At 60.2% G+C, this 20524-nt stretch carries 15 protein-coding genes; 10 read left to right on the forward strand and 5 right to left on the reverse strand.

Features of this window, described 5'->3' with window-relative positions; translation table 11 throughout:
* The first annotated feature begins 8 nt into the window (after nt 1-8).
* The 3 genes from C6Y32_RS02430 to C6Y32_RS02440 are packed head-to-tail and all read left to right on the forward strand — an operon-like array spanning nt 9 to nt 2651.
* On the forward strand, nt 9-830 hold the full coding sequence (locus tag C6Y32_RS02430; protein WP_243562443.1) for a carbohydrate ABC transporter permease: 822 nt from the start codon (nt 9-11) through the stop codon (nt 828-830).
* Entirely contained in the window at nt 815-1582 is a 768-nt protein-coding gene (locus C6Y32_RS02435) for a tyrosine-protein phosphatase (protein WP_105203568.1), read from the forward strand. Before C6Y32_RS02430 ends, C6Y32_RS02435 begins: the two co-directional genes overlap by 16 nt.
* 4 nt (nt 1583-1586) lie before the next feature.
* Nucleotides 1587-2651 carry an ABC transporter ATP-binding protein gene (locus tag C6Y32_RS02440; RefSeq protein WP_105203569.1) on the forward strand — a complete coding sequence of 355 codons (1065 nt, stop codon included), beginning with the start codon at nt 1587-1589 and terminating at the stop codon, nt 2649-2651.
* 147 nt (nt 2652-2798) lie between these two features.
* On the opposite strand, the gene C6Y32_RS02445 is transcribed toward C6Y32_RS02440, so the two are convergent.
* The 5 genes from C6Y32_RS02445 to C6Y32_RS02465 form a co-directional block, all read right to left on the reverse strand.
* Complete coding sequence (locus C6Y32_RS02445; protein WP_105203570.1) at nt 2799-7724, reverse strand: Cna B-type domain-containing protein; 4926 nt, start codon at nt 7722-7724, stop codon at nt 2799-2801.
* Between the two features lie 622 nt (nt 7725-8346).
* A complete protein-coding gene (locus tag C6Y32_RS02450) occupies nt 8347-9828 on the reverse strand; it encodes a TrkH family potassium uptake protein (protein WP_105203571.1) in 1482 nt (493 codons plus the stop codon).
* A 48-nt stretch (nt 9829-9876) separates the two neighbouring features.
* A complete protein-coding gene (trkA, locus tag C6Y32_RS02455) occupies nt 9877-11235 on the reverse strand; it encodes a Trk system potassium transporter TrkA (RefSeq protein WP_105203572.1) in 1359 nt (452 codons plus the stop codon).
* Nucleotides 11236-11635: 400 nt separating this feature from the next.
* Nucleotides 11636-12109, reverse strand: coding sequence for a MarR family winged helix-turn-helix transcriptional regulator (locus C6Y32_RS02460; protein WP_105203573.1), 474 nt, complete (start codon nt 12107-12109; stop codon nt 11636-11638).
* Nucleotides 12106-13527 carry an MATE family efflux transporter gene (locus C6Y32_RS02465; RefSeq protein WP_186487364.1) on the reverse strand — a complete coding sequence of 474 codons (1422 nt, stop codon included), beginning with the start codon at nt 13525-13527 and terminating at the stop codon, nt 12106-12108. Before C6Y32_RS02465 ends, C6Y32_RS02460 begins: the two co-directional genes overlap by 4 nt.
* Before the next feature lie 270 nt (nt 13528-13797).
* Between C6Y32_RS02465 and C6Y32_RS02470 the strand changes: the two genes are divergently transcribed.
* The 7 genes from C6Y32_RS02470 (at nt 13798) to C6Y32_RS02505 (ending at nt 20497) form a co-directional block, all read left to right on the forward strand.
* The gene (locus C6Y32_RS02470; RefSeq protein WP_164998097.1) at nt 13798-14640 is read left to right on the forward strand and encodes a MerR family transcriptional regulator; all 843 of its coding nucleotides are present in this window, start codon (nt 13798-13800) and stop codon (nt 14638-14640) included.
* Nucleotides 14641-14979: 339 nt separating this feature from the next.
* Complete coding sequence (locus C6Y32_RS02480) at nt 14980-15183, forward strand: DUF1858 domain-containing protein (protein WP_105203576.1); 204 nt, start codon at nt 14980-14982, stop codon at nt 15181-15183.
* A gap of 139 nt (nt 15184-15322) precedes the next feature.
* Nucleotides 15323-16603, forward strand: coding sequence for an MFS transporter (locus C6Y32_RS02485; protein ID WP_105203577.1), 1281 nt, complete (start codon nt 15323-15325; stop codon nt 16601-16603).
* A complete protein-coding gene (locus tag C6Y32_RS02490; RefSeq protein WP_105203578.1) occupies nt 16584-17243 on the forward strand; it encodes a class I SAM-dependent methyltransferase in 660 nt (219 codons plus the stop codon). Before C6Y32_RS02485 ends, C6Y32_RS02490 begins: the two co-directional genes overlap by 20 nt.
* A 140-nt stretch (nt 17244-17383) precedes the next feature.
* Complete coding sequence (locus C6Y32_RS02495) at nt 17384-18124, forward strand: Nif3-like dinuclear metal center hexameric protein (RefSeq protein ID WP_105203579.1); 741 nt, start codon at nt 17384-17386, stop codon at nt 18122-18124.
* Nucleotides 18124-19884: an Rqc2 family fibronectin-binding protein gene (locus C6Y32_RS02500; RefSeq protein WP_105203580.1), complete on the forward strand. Its 1761-nt coding sequence runs from the start codon at nt 18124-18126 to the stop codon at nt 19882-19884. Before C6Y32_RS02495 ends, C6Y32_RS02500 begins: the two co-directional genes overlap by 1 nt.
* Before the next feature lie 16 nt (nt 19885-19900).
* The gene (locus tag C6Y32_RS02505; protein WP_105203581.1) at nt 19901-20497 is read left to right on the forward strand and encodes a sugar O-acetyltransferase; all 597 of its coding nucleotides are present in this window, start codon (nt 19901-19903) and stop codon (nt 20495-20497) included.
* The last annotated feature ends 27 nt before the right edge of the window (nt 20498-20524 follow it).

Consider the following 20524-nt stretch of genomic DNA (forward strand, 5'->3'; position numbering starts at 1 on the left):
GAACCCCTGTGTATACACTGCGCAAAAAATGTGGCAGCATAGGCAAACACGGCCTTTTGGTACTGCTCTCGCTGTTGGCGGTGTTTCCGCTGTACTGGATGGTGGTCTCCTCCTTTAAAAATCAGGGAGAGATCTTTGGTACAGCCTTTTGGCCGGCTGCCCCCACGCTGGAAAATTACACCTACGCCTTTGAGCAAATGCCTATCAGCCGCATGCTGCTCAATTCCTTTATCATAGCCATCGCCATGACGGCGCTACAGCTGCTCACCTCTATTCTGGCCGCTTACGCCCTGACCAGGTGGCAATTTAAAGGGCGGGGCATTCTCTACACGATGCTCACCCTCACCTGGCTCATCCCCGCTCAGGCCACCATGATCCCCAACTACATCCAGGTAAACGAGTGGGGCCTGCAGGGAAACCCTCTGGCCATCGTGCTGCCGTTTGCCGCCTCGGCATTTGCCGTCATCTCGATGTATCAGGGCTTTAACCAGTTCCCGCGGGCACTGATCGATGCCGCCCGACTCGATGGGGCGGGGGAGTGGCAGATCCTCACTCGAGTGGTGTTACCGCCTATGAAAGCGACCATCTCCTCGCTGGGTATCCTGTTATTCATAAATTCCTGGAACGAGTATCTCTGGCCCATGCTGGTGACTAAAAAGCTGGAGAGCGCACCTATTCAGATCGGCATCAAGTCGTTTGTCAGCAGTGACGTGAATATGTGGGGCTCACTGATGGCTGCCACCACCATCTCCTGTCTGCCTATCCTCATCATCTACATCATTCTACAGCGCCACATTGTAGACAGTTTTATGAAATGGGGGATCAAATAGTGATCACAAAAAATACTTTGGCAGTTTCACGGCCTCTACCCTTACAGGGGGCAAAAAACGTCCGTGACCTGGGGGGCTATATCGGTACCGGCGGTGTAGCGACACGCAGAGGTGCTTTTCTGCGGGCCGACAGTTTGGGCCGCCTCTCGGAACAAGATCGTCAGGCACTGTACCAGTACGGGGTGCGCTGTGTCATCGACCTGCGCTCAGAACAGGAGCTGCAGCGCGAGCCCAACCGGTTAAAGGGGTACTGCGATATCGAGTATGAAAACATCTCGATATCAGACGGGGTGCAGTCCAGCGGGCTGCAGGGAAATGATTTTCCCCCCACTATGGCCGACCTGTATATCGGCCTGCTCGACAGCGCCGGCCCGAGTATCTACCAGGTGATGCAGACGGCACTGCGCTACCCCCGTGAGACGGTGCTGTTTCACTGTTCGGCCGGCAAAGACCGCACCGGTACCGTCGCCATGCTGCTGCTGGAGCTGTGCGGTGTGAGCGAAGAGGCCATCATCGCCGACTACGCCGCTACTGAGATCTATATGAAAGACCTGTTTGCCAGCCAAAAGGCGCAGATGGAGGCGTTGGGTATGCATGTGCCCGACTACCTGCTGCAGGCAAAGCCGCAGGATATGGCCCGCACGCTGCAGCACCTGCACCACCGCTACCGCAGCGCCGCCGGTTACCTGGCTGAGATCGGACTGTCGTCGGAAGAGATACAGGCACTGCAGCTCAAATTGATAGGGGAGTGATACTTTGGGCGCCATAACGATACAACACATCGTCAAAAATTTTTCGAGAGATATCCAGGTGTTAAAAGACCTGGAGCTCCAGATAGAGGACGGCTCTTTTACCGTACTGTTAGGGCCCTCTGGCTGTGGCAAATCCACCTTGCTGCGCATCATCGCCGGGCTCGAGACACCCACCTCGGGTCGGGTACTGCTGGACGGACAGGACATCACCGATACCGAGCCGGGGCAGAGACAGCTGGCTATGGTCTTTCAAAACTATGCGCTGTACCCGCACATGACCGCCGAACAGAACGTGGAATACGGTTTAAAGATCAAAAAAGTGCCCAAAGAAGAGCGCCGGCGGCGGGTACAGGACGCGCTGGCCATGGTAGAGTTGGGCGACCAGGCACAAAAACGGCCGGCGCAGATGTCGGGCGGCCAACGGCAGCGGGTGGCGCTGGCCCGGGCACTGGTCAAAAGCCCCAAGGTGTTTTTGATGGATGAGCCGCTGTCAAATCTGGATGCTAAGCTGCGCAACCAGATGCGGGTAAAGATCTCGCAGCTGTACCGCCAGCTGGGCAGCACCTTTTTATACGTCACCCACGATCAGGTCGAGGCCATGAGTATGGGTACCGATATCGTTATTTTAAATCAGGGTAAGATCATGCAGCGGGGTACCCCGCAGCAGATCTATACCGACCCGCAAAACACCTTTGTGGCCGGCTTTATCGGTTCCCCGCCCTGCAATATTCTACCCTGGAACAGGGGCTCGGTAGCCATCCGTCCCGAAGAGGTACGCACCGCGGGTACCGGCGAGCCGGGGCTCACGATGCCCGCCAAGATCCTCTCGACCGAACAGCTGGGCGATGACAGCATCTATCTGCTCTCGACCCCACTGGGGCAGATGAAGATGAAGCGGCCCTGTAACTGGCAGCAGCAGGAAGAGGAGATACGCATTCTGTTGCCGGCAGAAAAACTCTATTTCTTTGATGAGCAGGGCGACCGCATCCCCAGCACCGATACTCTGCGGCAGGATTTTTCTCTCTACCTGGGCCACTGTAATATGGCCAGCCGCGCCGTCGCCGACTGAGCGATTGCTGCCAGATATGCGCTCTGATCCGATCAGAGAACTGTCGCCGAATACATGTTTTTTGGTGATACCTGGCGGCGCGCTGCGATCGCCCCGCAACAAAAAAAGGACCGGTACGGCTCACCGGTCCTTTTTTTGGTTGTTAGATCAAGATCGATCGCGTTTTTGACGGCGGTAAAACAGCGGGATAGCCGCCAGCAGAGAGACCTGGACCAACCACCAGAACAGGGGCGTAGAACTGCTGTCTCCCGTGTGAGCAGTGCCGCCGTGGGCACTGTCGCCGGGCCGGTCGGTTATCGGTGCTTGGGGCTGATAGGTGTTGGTGATGGTAAAGGTATCATCGCTGTAGCTGGCCGTGTAACCGGCGGGGCAGTCGATCTCCTGCGCAGTGTAGCGAAGGGGCTGGCCGCCGCTGTTTTGCGGCAGCTGCGGCCAGGTGTACGACCAGCCGCTCTGCGCATCCAGCTGCACCGGCTCCCCGACAGCTTGCCCATCGGCCAGCAGCTGTACGGTGATGGTATCGGGCCGGGCAGCCGCCTGATCGCCGTCGTCTGACCAGCGCTTAGTCACCGAGCGCTGGGTCTGCTGAATCTGATGCGTGTTGGTGATGAGAAGGCGGTCGGCGCTGTAGTGGACCGAATACCCCGTGGGCACTGCTATTTCCTGCACCGAGTAGACGATCTCGCGGCCGCCGCGGGCGTAGAGCAGGTCGGGCCAGGTATAGGTCCAGCCATTTTGGCTGGTCACCTGTACCGGGTCGCCTAACGGCGTGCCGTCGGCCAGCAGCTGCACAGTCACTGCGGCCGGCCGCAAGCCGTCGCGGTCACCATCGTCGTCCCACCGCTTTTCTACCGTTTTTGAGACGTGGGCCAGCCCGTTTTGCACCTGCAGCTGTACCGGCTGTCCCTTGGTATGATCGGTCACAGTAAAGGTGCACAGCGGGTCGCCGGATGAGGCGTTAAAGCCGAAAGGCACCACAGTCTCCCGCAGGGCGTATGTACCGGTGAGCAGCATCAGCTGCCCATCGGGCTGCAGCTGCCAGTACTGATCGCCGTAGGCATTTTGTGCGGTGGCGGTAGCGCCGCGCACGCTGGTCGACGAGAGCCGGTAACTGCCCGGCACTGCGGGGTCTTCCAGCAAATAGGCGGCCGGCTGGTCTTGTCCATCGGCATATATGGTGAATTCGGCCCCCGAAACCGGTATATCGGCACTTTCTGACTGCGTTTTACGCAGTGATACATCGCCTACGGTATAGGTATTGGTAACGGTGTAACCGCTGTCCGGGTCTCCGGTCAGGCCGCTGGTTCCCGACATGGTAAACTGGTACCCGTCAGCGGTGTCGTACTGCACCGTCACCTCGTAACTGGGGGCAGTGGCAAACCCACTGGGGCACTGCTCGTCCAACGTGTATTGGCCGGGGTCGACATGGTCAAAATGAACGAGCCCGCTGCGGCCGCTTGTGGCCTGCTGGTCGACAGTTTTGCCGCTCCTGTCGTGCAGGGTGAACACGGCACCTGGCAGAGGCTGGCCGGTCTTGGTCTGCTTGGTAAGCCAGACCGACCCCTGCTGCTGGCTGCCGCCGGTCTGAGGCTGGTTTTCTACGGTGATACAGGCACCGTGCTCGCTGCCGTCGATAACGGTGGTACCGGCGGGGTATGTTGCCGTTGGATCTTTCGTTTGAAACACTACATAGCTGGGGGCTGTATCGACCGAATAACCAGCCGGGGCGCTCGTCTCTACCAGCAGGTAGAGCGTGTCGCGCTGCAGGAACAAAAACAGAGCAGTGCCACTGGTTTGTGCGGTGGTGCGGGTCTTGGTCAGGGCGCTGGGGTCGGGCGCCCAGCCGCTGCTGCTATAAGTGAGCGGTACCAGCGTGAACTCGGCACCGCCGAGAGCAAACAGCGGCCGACCGTCGGCGGTGAAACCGGCGTTGTTGGTGCTGGTCTTATCGATCTGCAAGTAGGGGACCGACAGAGCTGTGGCGTAGCGGCCCACATCAAAGGCGGCCGCTCCGCTGGCCTGTACCTGGGCAGTAGCTGCTTCACGGCCGTCATCCCAGCGCAGCGAGACGCCGTTTTTCATGTTTCCGGCGCTGGTGCTGTCTACCAGCAGCGTATCAAAGGTGATGATGAGCGGTGTGCGGGCCAACTGCGTGGGCACGGCAAAGGTAAAGCCGTCATAGGCGGCGGTGAGCCCCTCGGTGATGGCGGCCGCCCCGGGCTTGACCGTAGCTTTGCCGTCGGCATCTATCGTCGCCTCGCGAATATCGACCGAGGAGGGGTCGAGCTCGAACCAGCTGGGCAGCTGGTCCACCAGCGACGCACCGGCCATATCGATCTGATCGGCGTTCATCACTACTTTCCAGCTGGCATAATCGACTTTTCCCAGATCGCCGTACTGGGTATTGGCGTGATATTGACCGGATTTGTCTGCCGGTGGTGCTTTAAAGGTCTGGGTGGCGCTGGCACTGGCTGATAGAGGGGAAAGAGCCCCATCTACTATGTCGGCCACGCTGCCGGTGAGGACTGCGTTATTGACCAGCTTTTGTTGCTGCATACTGACAAAAGCCTGGTCGCGGTAGTCCTGATCTACCGAGGTGCAAAAGGTGAAAGTATACTGGTCGGCGGTCGTGTTGCCGCCGGATGGCCGCAACGTAAAGGTGGCGGTATCAGCCGAAAAACCGGAATCGTTTGTCGCCAGATCGTGTGAGAGTTCTACTGCGCTGCCGTCGGTAAAGGTTACTGTACCTGCCCCATCGACGAGACTGCTGATATCGCCGTCGCTTACGCCGCCCGCTGCGGTGGTGCGCCTAACGGACAGCAGCGCTTTAAAAGAGGTGCCGACGGGCAGCGTGTCGGTGAGTACACCGTCGACGAGGGGGATGTGGTGGGGGTTGACGGTGACCTGCCAGTTTACCGCATGGGCCTGATAGTCGTACTGAGAGCCCTCGGTGCTGCCGTCGCGCTTGATCGCCTTTTTGGTGAGGAGCGTGTTGGGCAGCTTTTTGCCGGCGTCAAGAGCGGATACCTGCGGTGCGCCGCCGACATTGGCGTAGATAGTGGCAGTGTTTTGGATGGCCGGATCGACGGCACTACCCTGGGTGGCCAAAAAGGCGGCGTCTACGACCTCGGTATCTAAAGATAAGGTATACAGCTGATCGGCGGGGATATTCCCCAGATGGATCGTGAGAGAAGTGGCGCCGCTGTCGGTGGCTTTTTGGTAGTAGGGAGCAGCCGGTGCCGTGCCCGTGCCGTCCCAGTAAGGAACATCCTGGGCGGCGCCGCCGTTTACCTGCCAGCGCAGTGCGGCAAACCGCTGGCTATGGTCGCTTAACACGTCGGTGATGCGCACGTCGCCCATCTCTTTACCGCACTGATTGACATCGAATTGCCAGGTGAGCAGCCGTGTGTCCTGGTCGTATTTGGAATAGGTTTTTTCGCCCAGATTGTAGTGGGCAGTAGTCTCTTTTTGCAGGGAGAACGAGAAGGCCGGCAGCTCTCCGGGCCCCGGGCCATAGCCGACGGCGCTCCACAGCATGGTGGCGTCGTTTTTTAGCACCTTGTTCTGGTAGTCCTGCTCGCTCTGTTCCACCACCTGCGTACAGTATTTTAAGATGAGCGGATCGCTGAGCTGAGCCCCCGTCAGGGGGATGATGAGCACGGCTTCGTCGTCGATACCGTTGTGATCGGTGTCGCAGGTGTAGTAAAAAGGGGCGTTTTGGCCGCTGTTTTGCAGAATATCGGCAGTGAGCGCGCTATAAGACGCAGAAAAACTACTGTCGCGGGCTGCCGTATAGCTGCTGCCGTTGAGCTGGTAGGAGAGGCTGCCGCCGCTCAGCTCGTACATGTGGGCGGTATCGATGTGCTGGATGCGGTCGACCAGCCACACCTGCCCGCCGGTAAAATAGGTCTGTGCGGTCACTGTCCACTGGTAGCGCCTGCCATTAGAGCGGACCTGTTGGCCCTCTGATTTGGAGAAAAAGGCGCCTTTCAGGTCAGATGTGACCGGGTCGGAGATGGCCAGTGACTTGGGCGAGTCGGCTCGGTGCAACACGGCCGTATTTTGAAATGCGCGCTCCTGGCCTTCGAGAAAAGCCTGGTAGGTAGCCAGGTCGGCCTGGGTATTTACGGTGACGACAGCACTGGTCACCGGGGCGCTGCCCACAGCGGGGATGATGATGGATAAGGTGCCGTCGGTAATGGTATAGCCGCTTACATCCTCTAGCGCGGTACCGTCGAGCTCGACACCGGTGACGGTGAGACCCTGGGGGATCGGATCGGAAAATACCAGCCCGGCCAGTGTGGCGTCGGCCGGGGCATCGGGCTTGAGCCCGGCGGTGAGCGTATAGGTGATGTGCGGGTCGGTGTCGCTGCGGGGCAAAGCGGATTTTTGCAGGGTGTAGTTGCTGTTGGGTTGGCCGCTGCCGCCGCCACTGGTCTTAAATTCTACCGCCACCTGCAGTTGGCCGTTTTTGGGCTCCACTGAAAATTCGGGGTCGCTGTCGCCCTGCGGGTCGACGTTTAGTTCCATGCTGTGGCGGCCGGCGACAGAGGTGCGGGCGTAGACAGATTTGTCAAAGCTGCCGGTGACAAGGAGCGAGCCGCCGGACAGAGAGATGGCGTAGTTGCCGATGTTTTCGCCCTCGACCTGAATGGGGAAGACGCCCAACTGTGCGCTCTCTACGGAAATGTTATCAGATAGGATACAGGAAAACTGAAACCCGATCGGCGGCAGGTCGTCATCGCTGGCGGCCAGGTAGTCGTCGGCGGTGGGCACGCGTGTTTGCTGCTCGAAAAATTTGGTGGCGAAGGCGCTGCCGGTCTGCTGGATATAGCTGGTGTCGCCGACCGAGTCGAGCGACCAGTCGAACCACAGGTTGGCTTTTTCGCCCTGCTCGTCGGTGCTGCCGCCCACCGCCATGGCGGTAAAGGCAGCAGACGGCGTGAGGGCGGTGGGCAGCTGGGTGACCAGGTCTACCCGGTCGGCGGCCCGCACCGGCAGCACAGTGGGCAGAGCAGTACAGAGCAGTGCCGCCGACAGCAGTACGGACAGCAGTTTTTTGGTGTATTTCATGGCGTTCCTCCGCAAAAATAGGGCCTAAATGGAGACAGAAATGCCCCATGGCCACTTTCCTGTATTTTTGAGAAGTATAGCATAATTTTCCATAGAACTAAAGTTTTCTTAATGAATTTTACCCTAAAATATGCAAAAAACGGAAAATATAGGTCGAAATACCGAAAAAGTATCAAATAAAACTTTAAATATTAATAAATTGTAAAAACTGTGACCGTTTGCGCAGAGTTTGGCTGAAATTATGAAAATTAAAGTGTTTTGCCTTGGGGCGGCGGGGAGATGTGGGATATGTGTGCTGGTGCTAGTGTAAGTGCTAGTGCTGGGCACAAAAAGTTTTGAGACCCTGGATAAAGGCTTTTAAATTTGTTGGCCACAAGAAAAAGCGGCAGCCGAAAGTGGTCTTATACATATTTTTTGGGACGGGAGATATGCGGGGGAGACGTAAAGTGGAGCTGACTGCTTAGACCGGATAGCACGGGCCGGAACAGACTGCAGACCGTTTTTAAGGAAAGTCGGTCCAGTTGTTTGCAGTGGATAAAAAAGAGGAGAGCTTTTGCTCTCCTCTTTTTTTAGATAAGACGGGGTACTGTAACGCCCTGACGGCCAGTACACCCCCAATAGGCTAGGCGCGTTTGCGGCAGCGGATATCGCGGCGGCACTTCCAGGCGGTGGGGCTAAACAGCAGCAACATGGGGAAGATCTCGAGGCGGCCCAGCAACATATCGGCAGTGAGCACCAGCTTGCTGAAGTTGGAAAAGTGGCCGAAGTTGCCGGTTGGCCCTACCAGTTCCAGCCCGGGGCCGATGTTATTGAGACAGCTGAGCACCGCCGTCAGGTTGGTGATCATGTCAAAATCGTCCAGCGAGACCAGCAAAAACGAGACGCCCATCACGCAGAAATACACCGCCATGAACACGTTTACACCTTTGATGATGCGGTCCTCCAGCGGTTTGCCGTTCATCTGCACCGTCTGCACTGCCCGCGGGTGCAGCATGCGCCGTATCTCTTTGCGCACCGACTTGAATAAGATCACGATACGGGCCGACTTGATGCCGCCGCCGGTAGAGCCGGCGCTGGCACCCAGGATCATCAGCAGCACCAGGATGGTCTTGGACAGCTGGGGCCAGGCATTAAAGTCGGTGGTGGCGTAGCCGGTAGTGGTCATGACCGAGGACACCTGAAAAGCGGCGTGGTGCAGGGCCTCGAACCAGGTCTTGTAATGGGGCAGCACGTTGATGGTGATCAGCGCGATGGACCCCAGCATGATACCGAGATAGCAGCGCAGCTCCTCGTCGTGCAGGGCCTGTGAGAACTCGCGGATGAGCAGCAGGTAGAAGATGGTGAAGTTGACCCCGAACAGGGCCATAAAGACGGTGACCACCCCCTGCAGGTAAAAGCTGGGGTAAGCGGCCATGCTGGCGTTTTTGATGGAGAAGCCGCCGGTGCCGGCAGTGCCGAACATGTTGCACAGACTATCGAACAGCGGCATGCCGCCGGCCAGCAGCAGTACCGTCTCGAGTACACTCATGCCAATGTAGATGGCGTACAGGATCTTGGCGCTCTGGCGGATCTTGGAGGTGAGCTTGTCCACCGCCGGGCCGGGGCTCTCGGCCCGCATCAGGTACAGGTCGTGCCCCTCGCCGCTCTTGTGGCCGGGCGCTACCGCCAGCAAAAATACCAGCACGCCCATGCCGCCCAGCCAGTGGGTGAAGCTGCGCCAGAAGAGGATGCCTTTGGGCAGCACCTCAACATCGCTTAAAATGCTGGCTCCGGTGGTGGTAAAGCCGGAGACGATCTCGAAAAAGCAGTCGAACGGATTGGTGATCGCACCGCTGAAGAAAAACGGCAGCCCCCCAAAAAAGGAGAGAAGGACCCAACCCAGGGCGGTGACCACAAACCCCTCGGCCGAGTAGATGGCCTTGTTTTGGGGTTTGAGGCGCAGCAGTGCCAGACCGCCGGCGGCCACCAGCAGGATGGTGTATAAAAAGGCCCGTACTGCGTGCCACTCCCCGCAGTACATCGAGATAAACATCGGCGGTATCAGCACCAGCAGTTCTACCAGCATCAGCTGGCCCAAAAGGTAGCCGACCATACGGCGATTCATAACAAAACTCCTCTGTATGACAGTTTTTTGGCGCGGACGGGGGACGAGCTACTGGAAGATGTCGTTGAGGTCGCTGACCTGCATCTCGGAGGTGGTGACGAGGATGACGGTGTCACTGTCCTGGATGCAGTCGTTGCCGGTGGCGATGATGACTTTTTGCCGCCGCAGGATACAGGCGATGAGCACCCCGCTGCGCACCGGCGCGTCTTTAAAGGGGACATTTAAGTATTTGGTGGCGGGGGAGGCGGTAAATTCCAGCGCCTCGACCCGGCCGCCCACCAGCTGGTACATGGTATTAAAGGAGCTGCCGCTGGAGGCGGTCATGGCCCGCACATAGCGCAGCACGTGGTTGCAGATGAGCCTTTTGGGGCTGATAAAGGTCTGCACATCCATCTTTTTAAAGATGTTCATATAGTCGATGCGGTCGATCTTGGCGATGACTTTGGGCAGCCCCTGCTGCATGGCGTACATCGAGACGATCGCGTTGGTCTCGTCGAAGTTCATCAGGCTCACCAGCGCGTCGGCGTCTCGCAGGCCCTCCTCGTCGAGCAGCACTTTTTGGGTGGCGTCGCCGTGGATGATGAGCGCCCCGGGCAGCAGCTGCGACAGGTGGCGGCAGGTCTCGTACTCTTTTTCGATGATCTTGACCCGCACACCGGTGCTCATGAGCCGGGTGGCCAGGTAGTAGGCGATGCGGCTGCCGCCCAGGATGGTGACTGCCTGGATGCGGGGCGTTTTGATGCCCAGGTAGCGCAGCAGCACAGCCATATCCTGCGGCTGGGCGGTGACGTGGATGTTGTCGCCGGCAGCCACCACAAAGTCGCCGGAGGGGATGACCACCTCGTCGCCGCGGGTGACGGCGCAGATGAGCACCTTGGCCCCCGACTTTTTATACAGCTTTGACAGCGGCTGCCCGACGATAGCGCTGTTTTGGGGGATGTGCAGCTCGACGAGCTCCACCTTGCCGCCGGCGAAAAAGTCGCGGTTGACCGACGAGGGGGCCCGCAGGATGTGGTAGATCTCCCGGGCGGCGGTGCGCTCGGGGTTGATGGTCATGCTCAGGCCCAACTCGTCTTTGAGCAGATCCAGCTGCTGGGCGTAGTCGGTGTTGCGCACCCGGGCTATAGTGCTGGCACTGCCCATTTTGCTGGCGGTGATGCAGCACAGGAGATTGATCTCGTCGGCCGAGGTGGCGGCTATGAGCAGGTCGGCTTCGCCGGCGCCGGCCTCTTCCAGGGCACCCATGGCGGCGCCGTTACCGCAGACACAGCGCACGTCGTATGTCTCTTGCAGGCTCTGCAGGGCCTGGGGCCGGCGGTCGATCACCGTCAGGTCGTGGCCCTCTTTGGACAGCTGTTCGGTCAGGGTGGCACCCACCTTGCCGTCGCCCACGATAATGATCTTCATCTGTTTCCTCCGGGCGGTCTTGCCGCATGATATTTATACCTTGTATAAAGATAACATAAAGTAAGAACATCTGTCAGTATAGCAATTTATGCTGGCAGTGACAAGACGAGTATCGCCACGTAACCGCCAGATTTCCCGGAAAATCGGCGAAAATCGAGCTAAAAGCAGGGGCTGAGAGCGGCTATAGTCCGGTATCACACGATAACTTTGATTTTGAGCGGCACGGTACAGAGCCGTATAGAAACGGAAGATTTAATGATATCTTAATATTAAATGGAAGATCTTTATGTGTTCTTGCCGGGAGAGAGACCGACCCCTGCAGATAGGCGCGCACGAAAAAAGAGCGAGGGCTGTGGCTCTCGCTCTTTTTATAAAGCTGTGTAAAAGGGATGTGCAATAGTCAGGGCTGGCGCTTGCCGCGGCAGGTATCGCGCAGGTGGCGGTGCATATTTTCGCTGAGCTGGCCAAGGAGCGCCGCCGCCTGGGCGATCTCCTGCTGGCTGAGACCCTGATATAAGATCTCGTACATCTGGCTGTAGATATCCATCACCTGCTGACGGATGGCCAGCCCCTGCTCGGTGAGGTGGATGCGGCGGACCCGCTTGTCGACCTCGTCGGGCACACGGCAGATGAGAGACAGCTCCTCCAGCCGGGCCAGCGCCCGGGCGGCGGTGCCTTTATCGATGCCCACCCCGGCGGCGATACCGTCCTGGGTGATGCCCGGGTGCCAGTAGGTGTGCAGCAGGGCCGGCAGCTGGCCGGCCTCTACCGGCAGACCCTCCTCGGCCAGTTTGCGCGATAGATAGCGCTGCATACGCCGGTACAGGGTAGAGACCGGATAGCTGATGCGGGGCATGTCGCCCAGTTCACTCATTTTGCTGTTTCCTCCGCAGGGGACATGGTCTCGGTCTCGGGGTCGTAGCCGGGCTGCAGGTACATCTGCTGCTTGAGCTCCCGCAGGACGCTCACCGTCAGCGGGACGGCCAACAGGAAGGTGCACACATCGGCGATGGGCTGGCTGATCTGCACGCCCAGCAGGCCGATGGTGTGGGGCAGCACCAGGATGAGGGGCAGGAAGAAGATGCCCTGCCGGGCCATGGCCAGGATCGAGGCCTTGGTGCCTTTGCCGATGGCCTGCAGCAGCATGTTACACATGGTGACCCAGGCCGAGAGCGGGAACACGACCGCCTGCCAGCGCATGGCCACCACCCCGATGGCCACCACTTCGGCGTCGCCTTTTCTAAAGAGCTCGACCAGCTGAGGGGCAAAGATCACCCCGCCCACCGCCAGTACGGCCAGCAGGATAACGCCTACCTTGACGCAGAACCAGAAGGCGCGCAGCACCCGGTCGTAGCGCTGGGCACCGTAGTTGAAGCCGCACACCGGCTGAAAGCCCTGCCCGAAGCCCAACAGGATGGAGAAGGCGAACATGAACACCTTGCCGACGATGCTCATAGCGGCGATGGCGGCGTCGCCGAAGGGGCCGGCGCCCAAATTGAGGCAGATGGTGGAGATGCTGGCCAGGCCCTGCCGGTAGAAGGAGGGCAGACCGCCGCGCAGGATCTCTTTATAGATAGACCAGCAGGGCTTAAAGGAAGTAAAGCGCACCTTGATGCCGCCGCCTTTGCCCTGACAATTGTAAAACAGGATGAGGAAGCTGACGAACTGGCTGATGATGGTGGCCAGCGCCGCGCCGCCGGTGCCCATACCCAGCCCGAAGATGAAGATGGGGTCGAGGATGATGTTGAGCACGCCGCCGGCGGTGAGGCCCACCATGGCGTAGATGGCGTTACCCTGAAAGCGCAGGATGTTGTTGAGTACGAAGGAGGCGGCCATGTACGGCGCGCCGATGAGGATGTACTGGGCATAGGCCCGGGCGTGGGGGAGGATCGTCTCGGTGGCGCCGAGCATGCGCACCAGCGGATCGATGAAGATAAGCCCCAGCACCGCCACCACCGCGCCCACGATAAGGGCGGTGACAAAGCCGGTGGAGGCCACCTGCTGGGCGCGCTCATGGTCGCGCTGGCCCAGCAGGCGCGAGATGTAGTTGCCCGAGCCCATGCCCAGCGTAAAGCCGATGGCCTGGATGATGGCCATCAGCGAGAATACCACGCCGACCGCGCCGGTGGCGCTGGTGCCGATCTGGCCCACGAAAAAGGTATCGGCCATGTTGTAGATAGAGGTGACCATCATGCTGATGATGGTGGGCACCGCCAGAGACACCACCAGTTTGGGGATGGGGGTCTCTACCATTTTTTTGTATTTTGCTTCCTGTGCGGCCGTATCGGACACGCTGCATCACACCTTTCATTGCTCTCTCTTTTCATATTTTAGTATACGACGGTGCAAAATAGTTGTCAACACAACTATTTTGCGGGCAGCAGCGCGGCAGGATGGAAAATGGTGGAAGGCGCGCGGCGGCTGCCCGCCGTCGCCGCCGATATCGTATACTGGGTGGGGGAAAAATAAAATTTTTTGCCGCCGCTCTTGACCTTGACACAGTGCCAAGGTCTATGCTGTGAGTGCGGACCGGAACGCATGTATGAGAGAGGAGCACTTTGTATGTTTAAGATCGGCGAATTTTCACGGCTGGCCCAGGTCTCGGCGCGGATGCTGCGCTATTACGACCAGTGCGGGCTGCTGCACCCGGACCGGGTAGACCACTTTACCGGTTACCGGCTGTACAGCGCCGCTCAGCTGACCGACCTGGCGCGCATCGTGGCGCTGCGGGACATGGGCTTTGGCGTAGAGGAGATCGCGGCGCTGCTGCCCTGTTTTGGCGACGCGGCGGCCATGGGCGCCGCACTGCGAAAAAAGGAGCGGGCGGTGCGGGCGGCGATCGCCGACGAACAGACAAAGCTGGAGCGGATCGCCGCCTTTTGCGGCGCGCTAGAAAAGGAGCGCAGAGATATGACCTATGAGGTAAAACTGACCAGCTTGCCGGCCGAGACCGTGCTGTCGCTGCGGGACACGCTGCCCGATTACCAGCGGGAGGGAGAGCTGTGGCACCGGCTGTGCCGCTACATGGCGGAGGTGGGCGTTGCCTGCGATCAGGGTGGATACTCGATTTACCACGACGAGGAATTTCGCGACCAGGATGTGGATGTGGAGGTGGCGGTGCCGCTGGCGGCGCCCGTAGAGGCGCCACCGCCCTACAGCTGCCACACGCTGCCGGCGATACCGCTGGCGGCCGCGGTGGAGTTTGCCGGACCCTACGACGGCTATGCTGCCGCCACCCAAGCGCTTGCCACTTGGGTAGAGGAAAACGGCTACCGCATGACCGGACCCATTCGGGGCAAAGCGATCGCCTCGCCGGCCGACGTACCTTCGCCGGCCGACTACCGCACCCAACTGCAGGTGCCGGTACAGAAGCTGCACGAGCACGGCGAGAAAATAGAGCGCTAGGCGCTGAGCGCCGGGGTGGGGTTGGGCGGGGCCGAGCAGGGCGATGAGCCGCTGGTCCCGCCTTTTTGGCGCCCGCGGCCGGATGTGCGCACCGGTGGCAGAACACAACGGCGAAAAAAGGAGATGGCAGCCGGTGTGGAGCGAGGAGCAGATGGAGGGCATGCCGCCTGACCAGTGGATTTTGTGGGGAAAACGCGGTAGGCCCCTTGTCACAAATGGACAAAACGGGTATAATATCAGCGAGGTCAGTGGGCGGACGCCCGCCGGACCCGTGTACGCCGTATCGGCGCCTGTACAGGCGCTACCATATATTGTGACAATAGAAAGGAAGATCTTACCATGACCATCACCAAAGACACCGTCATCGGCGATATCCTCGATTATAACGACCAGCTGGCCCCTTATTTTTTAGAGATCGGCATGCACTGCCTGGGGTGCCCCATGTCTCGCGGCGAGACCGTTGAGCAGGCCTGTGCCGTACACGGCACCGACTGCGCGGCGCTGGTGCAGAAGCTAAACGACGCCATCGCACAGGGCGAGTAGCGAACACAGCCAAGGGCGGCCACCTGGTGGCCGCTTTTGTACTTTGACAGGGGCGGGACAATTGTCCCGGCCGCCGGCGGCACGGCGGTCGGACGGCGATACCGCCCCGTTTCACCACCGTTGAGAGGGGCTTTTAGAGTTGGCAGAACAGTTCACCACATCCGACCGTATCAAGCAGTTTTTGGGTATCCAAGACGTATCGAGCAAGTTTTTACAGGTGCTGCAGGTCAACATCTGTTACCAGATCTTTATGAACCTGCACTCCATCTTCGTCAATACGCTGTTTTTAAAGCTGACCGGCGACAACACTGCCGTCATGCAGTACAACACCATCATGATGGTGCTCTCGCCGGTGATGAGCATTCTCTGCGTGCCCATGATGCGACGCTTTTCGGGCAAGACGACGTTTACCATCGCCATCGTCGACAGTTTGGCGATGTACGTCACCTTTTTTGTGGTGATGAGCCGACTGGACCAGTTCGTGGTGCTCATTGCGCTGCTGGCGGCTATTGGACAGGGCTTTTTCTCGATGACCTACCTCAACTCGGTGGCCCAGTTCTCCAGCCAGGGCAACGCCGGGCAGACGGTGGCCTTTATGGGGGTGACCAACGGCGTCATCAGTTTGGGGATGCCGTTTTTATCCGGCCTGCTCATCTCGCGCTTTGAGGGGCTGGCGGGCTACTACGTGGTGTTTGGCATCTCGACGCTGGTGGCGCTGGTGGCGCTGTACAAGGCGCTGCGGCTGCCGCAGATCACCTTCAACTCGAAAAAGGCGCAGTTTGGCAAGATGCTGTCCATCGCCTTTCACTCGGTCACCTGGCGCAGCTTTATCCTCAGCGAGACCATCAAGGGCTTTCGCTCGGGGGTGATGAAGTTCTTTCTCAACGTGCTCATCTACCAGATCGTTCAGAGCGAGGCGCTGGTGGGCACCAACAACCTGCTGGTGGGGCTGGCGGCAATTTTGGCCAACTGGGTGTGCGGCCGCGTGATGCGCGACAAAAACCGCGTAAAGCTGCTCTACAGCTCGGTCACGGCACTGGCAATGGCCACGGCGCTGCTGTACTTTGGCCTCAACGTCACCACCATTATGTTCTTTGCGGTGATCAACAGCTTTTTGGGCTGTGTGATGGATACCGGCTACACCACCATGTTCTACCTGTCGGTGGACAAGGTGCCGGGTGCCAAACCCCTGAGCGCCGAGTTCATCGTGTTCAGCCAGGTGTGTATCGGCATTGGCGGCGCCCTGGGCACGGTGATGATGGCGGTGCTGCCCAACACCACCTTCATGGTGGTGACTGGTATGCTGGTGCTGGTGCTGACCCAGTATATCTCCTCGTTTATCATGCATGTACAGGAAAAAGACTTTGCCCGGATAGACCGGGAGAAAGCGAGCGCGAAAGATGCCCAGGTCACTCGATAAACGGCTGCAGATGGTAGCGGACATGGTGCCCGCCGGCGGCAGCGCCGCCGATGTGGGCTGCGACCACGGCCTGCTGATGGCCTACTTGCTGCAGCAGAACAAGGTGGAGCGGGGCCTTTGCTGCGATGTGTCGCTGCCGTCTTTACAAAAGGCGCAGCGGCTGGCCGAGCGGGCCGACCTGCCCATCACCTGCATCCACACCGACGGGCTCGACGGGGTGCCGCCGGTGGACACCGTTATCATCGCCGGAATGGGCGGACACACCATCTGCGGCATCATCGACCGCTGCGACTGGCTGCGCCAGCCGCAGTGCACGCTGGTGCTGCAGCCCATGACCCACGCCGGGGTGCTGCGGATATTTTTGGGCAAGCAGGGCTTTGCGGTGGTCAAGGAGCGGGTGGTGTGCGAGCGGGGCAAGGTATACACGGTGATGCTGGTGTGCTATACCGGGGAAAAGGAGCGCATATCGCCGCTGCAGAGCCTGGTGGGCATGGTGCCGTTTTGTGCCGATGAGCAGAAGGCCGCCTATTACGACGGGGTGCTCAAGATGCTCTATGACCGCAAAGCCGGGCTGTTGGCCCAGCAGAAAGATACCGGCCACATCGACAGGTTGATCGTCGACGTGCAAAAGCTCTACTAGCCGGTAACCGGATACACGACCCGGTGCAGCGGCACCGAGCCCCCGGCACTGCCCGCGACCGGACCGATCGCGGGCATTTTTGCACCGCCGGCGGGGATGTAGCCGCCTGCCGATGACATTTACACAGAGAGGGACCTGCTATGCGCATTTTAGATATACTGGCACGATTAGAAGAACACTACCCCACCGCTTTGGCCTGCGAGTGGGATAACGTGGGACTGCTGGCCGGCGACGGTGAGGCAGCGTGTACCGGCATCCAGCTGGCGCTGGACGTGACCGATGCGGCTATTGACCAGGCGGTGCGAAACGGGGCCAACCTCATCGTCACCCACCACCCGGTGATCTTTCGCCCCATAAAGGCGCTGACCCCGCTGCAGCCGGTGTACCGGGCGGTACAGAGGGGGCTGGCGATCATCAGCTTTCACACCAACCTGGATATTGCCGCCGGCGGGGTGAACGACTGCCTGGCCGCGGCGGTGGGGGTGACCGGCTGCGCGCCGCTGTGCGCCGACGGGCTGGGCCGGGTGGGGACGCCCCACCGGGTGTGCGGCCCGGCCGACTATGCCCGGCATGTTCGCCAGTGCCTGGGCGCCGGCGGGGTGCGCTGCGCGCCGGGCAGCCGCACAGTACAGCGGGTGGCCATCTGCTCGGGAGCGGGGGGAGACCTGGTGGACGCCGCCGTGGCCGCCGGGGCGGACACGCTGTTGGTGGGCGAGGCCAAGTACAGCGAATTTTTGTATGCCCGGCAGCGGGACGTGACGCTGATCGCCGCCGGCCACTACGCCACCGAGGTGGTGGTGCTGCCGGCCCTGAAAGAGGTGCTGGCCGGTACGGGGCCCATTTTTTTGACCGATGAACAGGACGTGGAGGTGTTTTTGTAATGGCGTTGGATGCACTGAGCCTGTACTTTGTGTGCCGCGAGATCGAGCAGGCGGCGCTGGGCGGCCGCATCACCAAGGTACACCAGCTCTCGAAAGAGGAACTGGTGCTGACGATGAGCGGTGCGGGGGTGGGCTGCAAGCTGTTTTTGTCGGCCCGTGCCGACGCACCGCGGCTGCATGTGACCCGGCAGAGCTACCAGAACCCCCAGGTGCCGCCCATGTTTTGCATGCTGTTGCGCAAGCACCTGACCGGCGGCAAGCTGCTGGCGGTGCGCCAGCCCGACAGCGAGCGCATCGTGTTTTTGGACTTTGCCTGCACCTCGGAGATCGGCGACCCGGTGCAGCTGACGCTGGCCTGCGAGATCATGGGCCGCCACTCCAACATCATCCTCATCGGTGAAAAGGGGCGCATCATCGACTCGGTAAAGCGGGTGGATCTGTCGATGTCCTCGGTGCGGCAGGTGTTGCCGGGCATGCAGTATCAGCTGCCGCCGGCCCAGAACAAGCTGAGCCTGTTTACCGCCAGCCGCGAGGCGGCGGCGCAGGCAGTGGCCGACAAATTTGACGGCGACCTGCACCGGGCAGCTATGAAGGCGCTGGCGGGCATCTCGCCGGTGGTGGCCGGAGAGATCGAGCACTATGTGTGCCACGGCCAAAAGCTGGATGCGCTGGAAAAGGACCAGATGGACCGGCTGCGCTTTTTTATCGGCAACCTGCAGGCGGTACTGCAGCAGGGCACACCCGCCCCGACGATGGTGCTCGACGGCGAGAAAGCGCCCAAGGACCTGTCGTTTTTAGACCTGGCCCAGTTTGGCTACCCCTACGAGACCCGCCACTTTGAGACCATGGGGCAGCTGCTGGACAGCTACTACGCCGAGCGCGACACCTACCACCGTATGAAGCAGAAGAGCGGCGACCTGTTTGGCCTGATCCTGCAAAAGACCGAGCGCATCCAGCGCAAGCTGGCAGCGCAGCGGCAGGAGCTGCTGGACTGTGCCGACCGCGACCGATACCGGGTGTGGGGGGACCTGCTCTCGAGCAGCCTGTACCAGCTGCAAAAGGGGCAGAAGTCGGTGCGGCTGCAAAACTATTACAGCCCGGCGCTGGAGGAGGTGGAGATCCCGCTGGACCCCCGCCTGACCCCGGCGCAAAATGCCCAGCACTGCTACAAGAAATACAAAAAGCTGGACACGGCTGAGAAGAAGCTGCGCGGACTCATCGAGCAGGGACAGCAGGAGCTCGACTACCTGGAGAGCGTGTTTGACAGCCTGACCCGCGCCACCGGCGAGGACGACTTGGCGCAGATCCGGCAGGAGCTGGCCGGGCAGGGCTATGTGAAGCGGCTGCACGCCAAGGTAAAGACCCGCCCCCGCGACCCGCTGAAATTTGTGCTGGACGACGGCTATACCGTGCTGGTGGGCCGCAACAACCTGCAAAACGACCAGCTGACACTGCGCACCGCCGAGAGGTGGGACATCTGGTTTCACACCAAGTCGATCCCCGGCAGCCACGTGATCCTGCTGACGGGGGGAGAGGATTTTGACGCGATCCCCGAGCGGGCCTTTACCCAGGCGGCCATCATTGCCGCCACCCACTCCAAAGCCGGGCCGGCTGCGCAGGTGGCGGTGGACTACACGCTGGTAAAGAACATCAAAAAGCCGCCGGCGGCCAAGCCGGGGATGGTGATCTTTGACCAGAACTACTCGGCTTATGTAACGCCGGACCGGGCGCTGTGCGACCGGTTGGCCGCCAACACCTAAAAAGGGGGATACCGACTTGCAGTTGCCAGAGCAGCTGATGGCCGACATGGCCGCCGGCAAGACCTTTAACGACTTTGACCCCCGGCTGCAGGCCCGGCGGGGCGAGGCGGCAGCATTGGCCGAGCGATATACCGCCTGCCAAAAAAGCGGCGACAACGCCGGTATGACCGCCATCTTAAAAGAGCTGCTGGGCCACTGTGGGCCCGGCGCCTTTATCCTGCCGCCGTTTTCTGTGCAGCTGGGGTCGTTCATATCGCTGGGCAAAGACAGCTTTATCAACCAGGGCAGTATTTTTATGGACTGCGCGCCAGTGGTCATCGGCGAACGGGTGCTCATCGGGCCGCGGGTGTGCTTTTACACCACCACCCACGCGCTACTGCCGCAGGAGCGGGCCGCCGGGCTTATAACCGCCCGCCCCATCACCGTAGAGGACGACGTGTGGATCGGCGGCGGTGCCATCCTCATGGGCGGAGTGACGGTTGGGGCTGGCTCGGTAGTGGGGGCCGGCAGTGTGGTGACCCGCGATATCGAACCGGGTGTGGTGGCGGTAGGTAACCCCTGCCGGGTGTTGCGGCCCATCACCGAAAAAGACAGTTTGCAGCAGCTGCTTTAGGCAGGCCCTGTGCGGCGGTGTGATCGA

It is taken from the genome of Neobittarella massiliensis (ex Bilen et al. 2018), assembly GCF_900289145.1.
Classification (GTDB): Bacteria; Bacillota; Clostridia; order Oscillospirales; family Ruminococcaceae; genus Neobittarella; species Neobittarella massiliensis.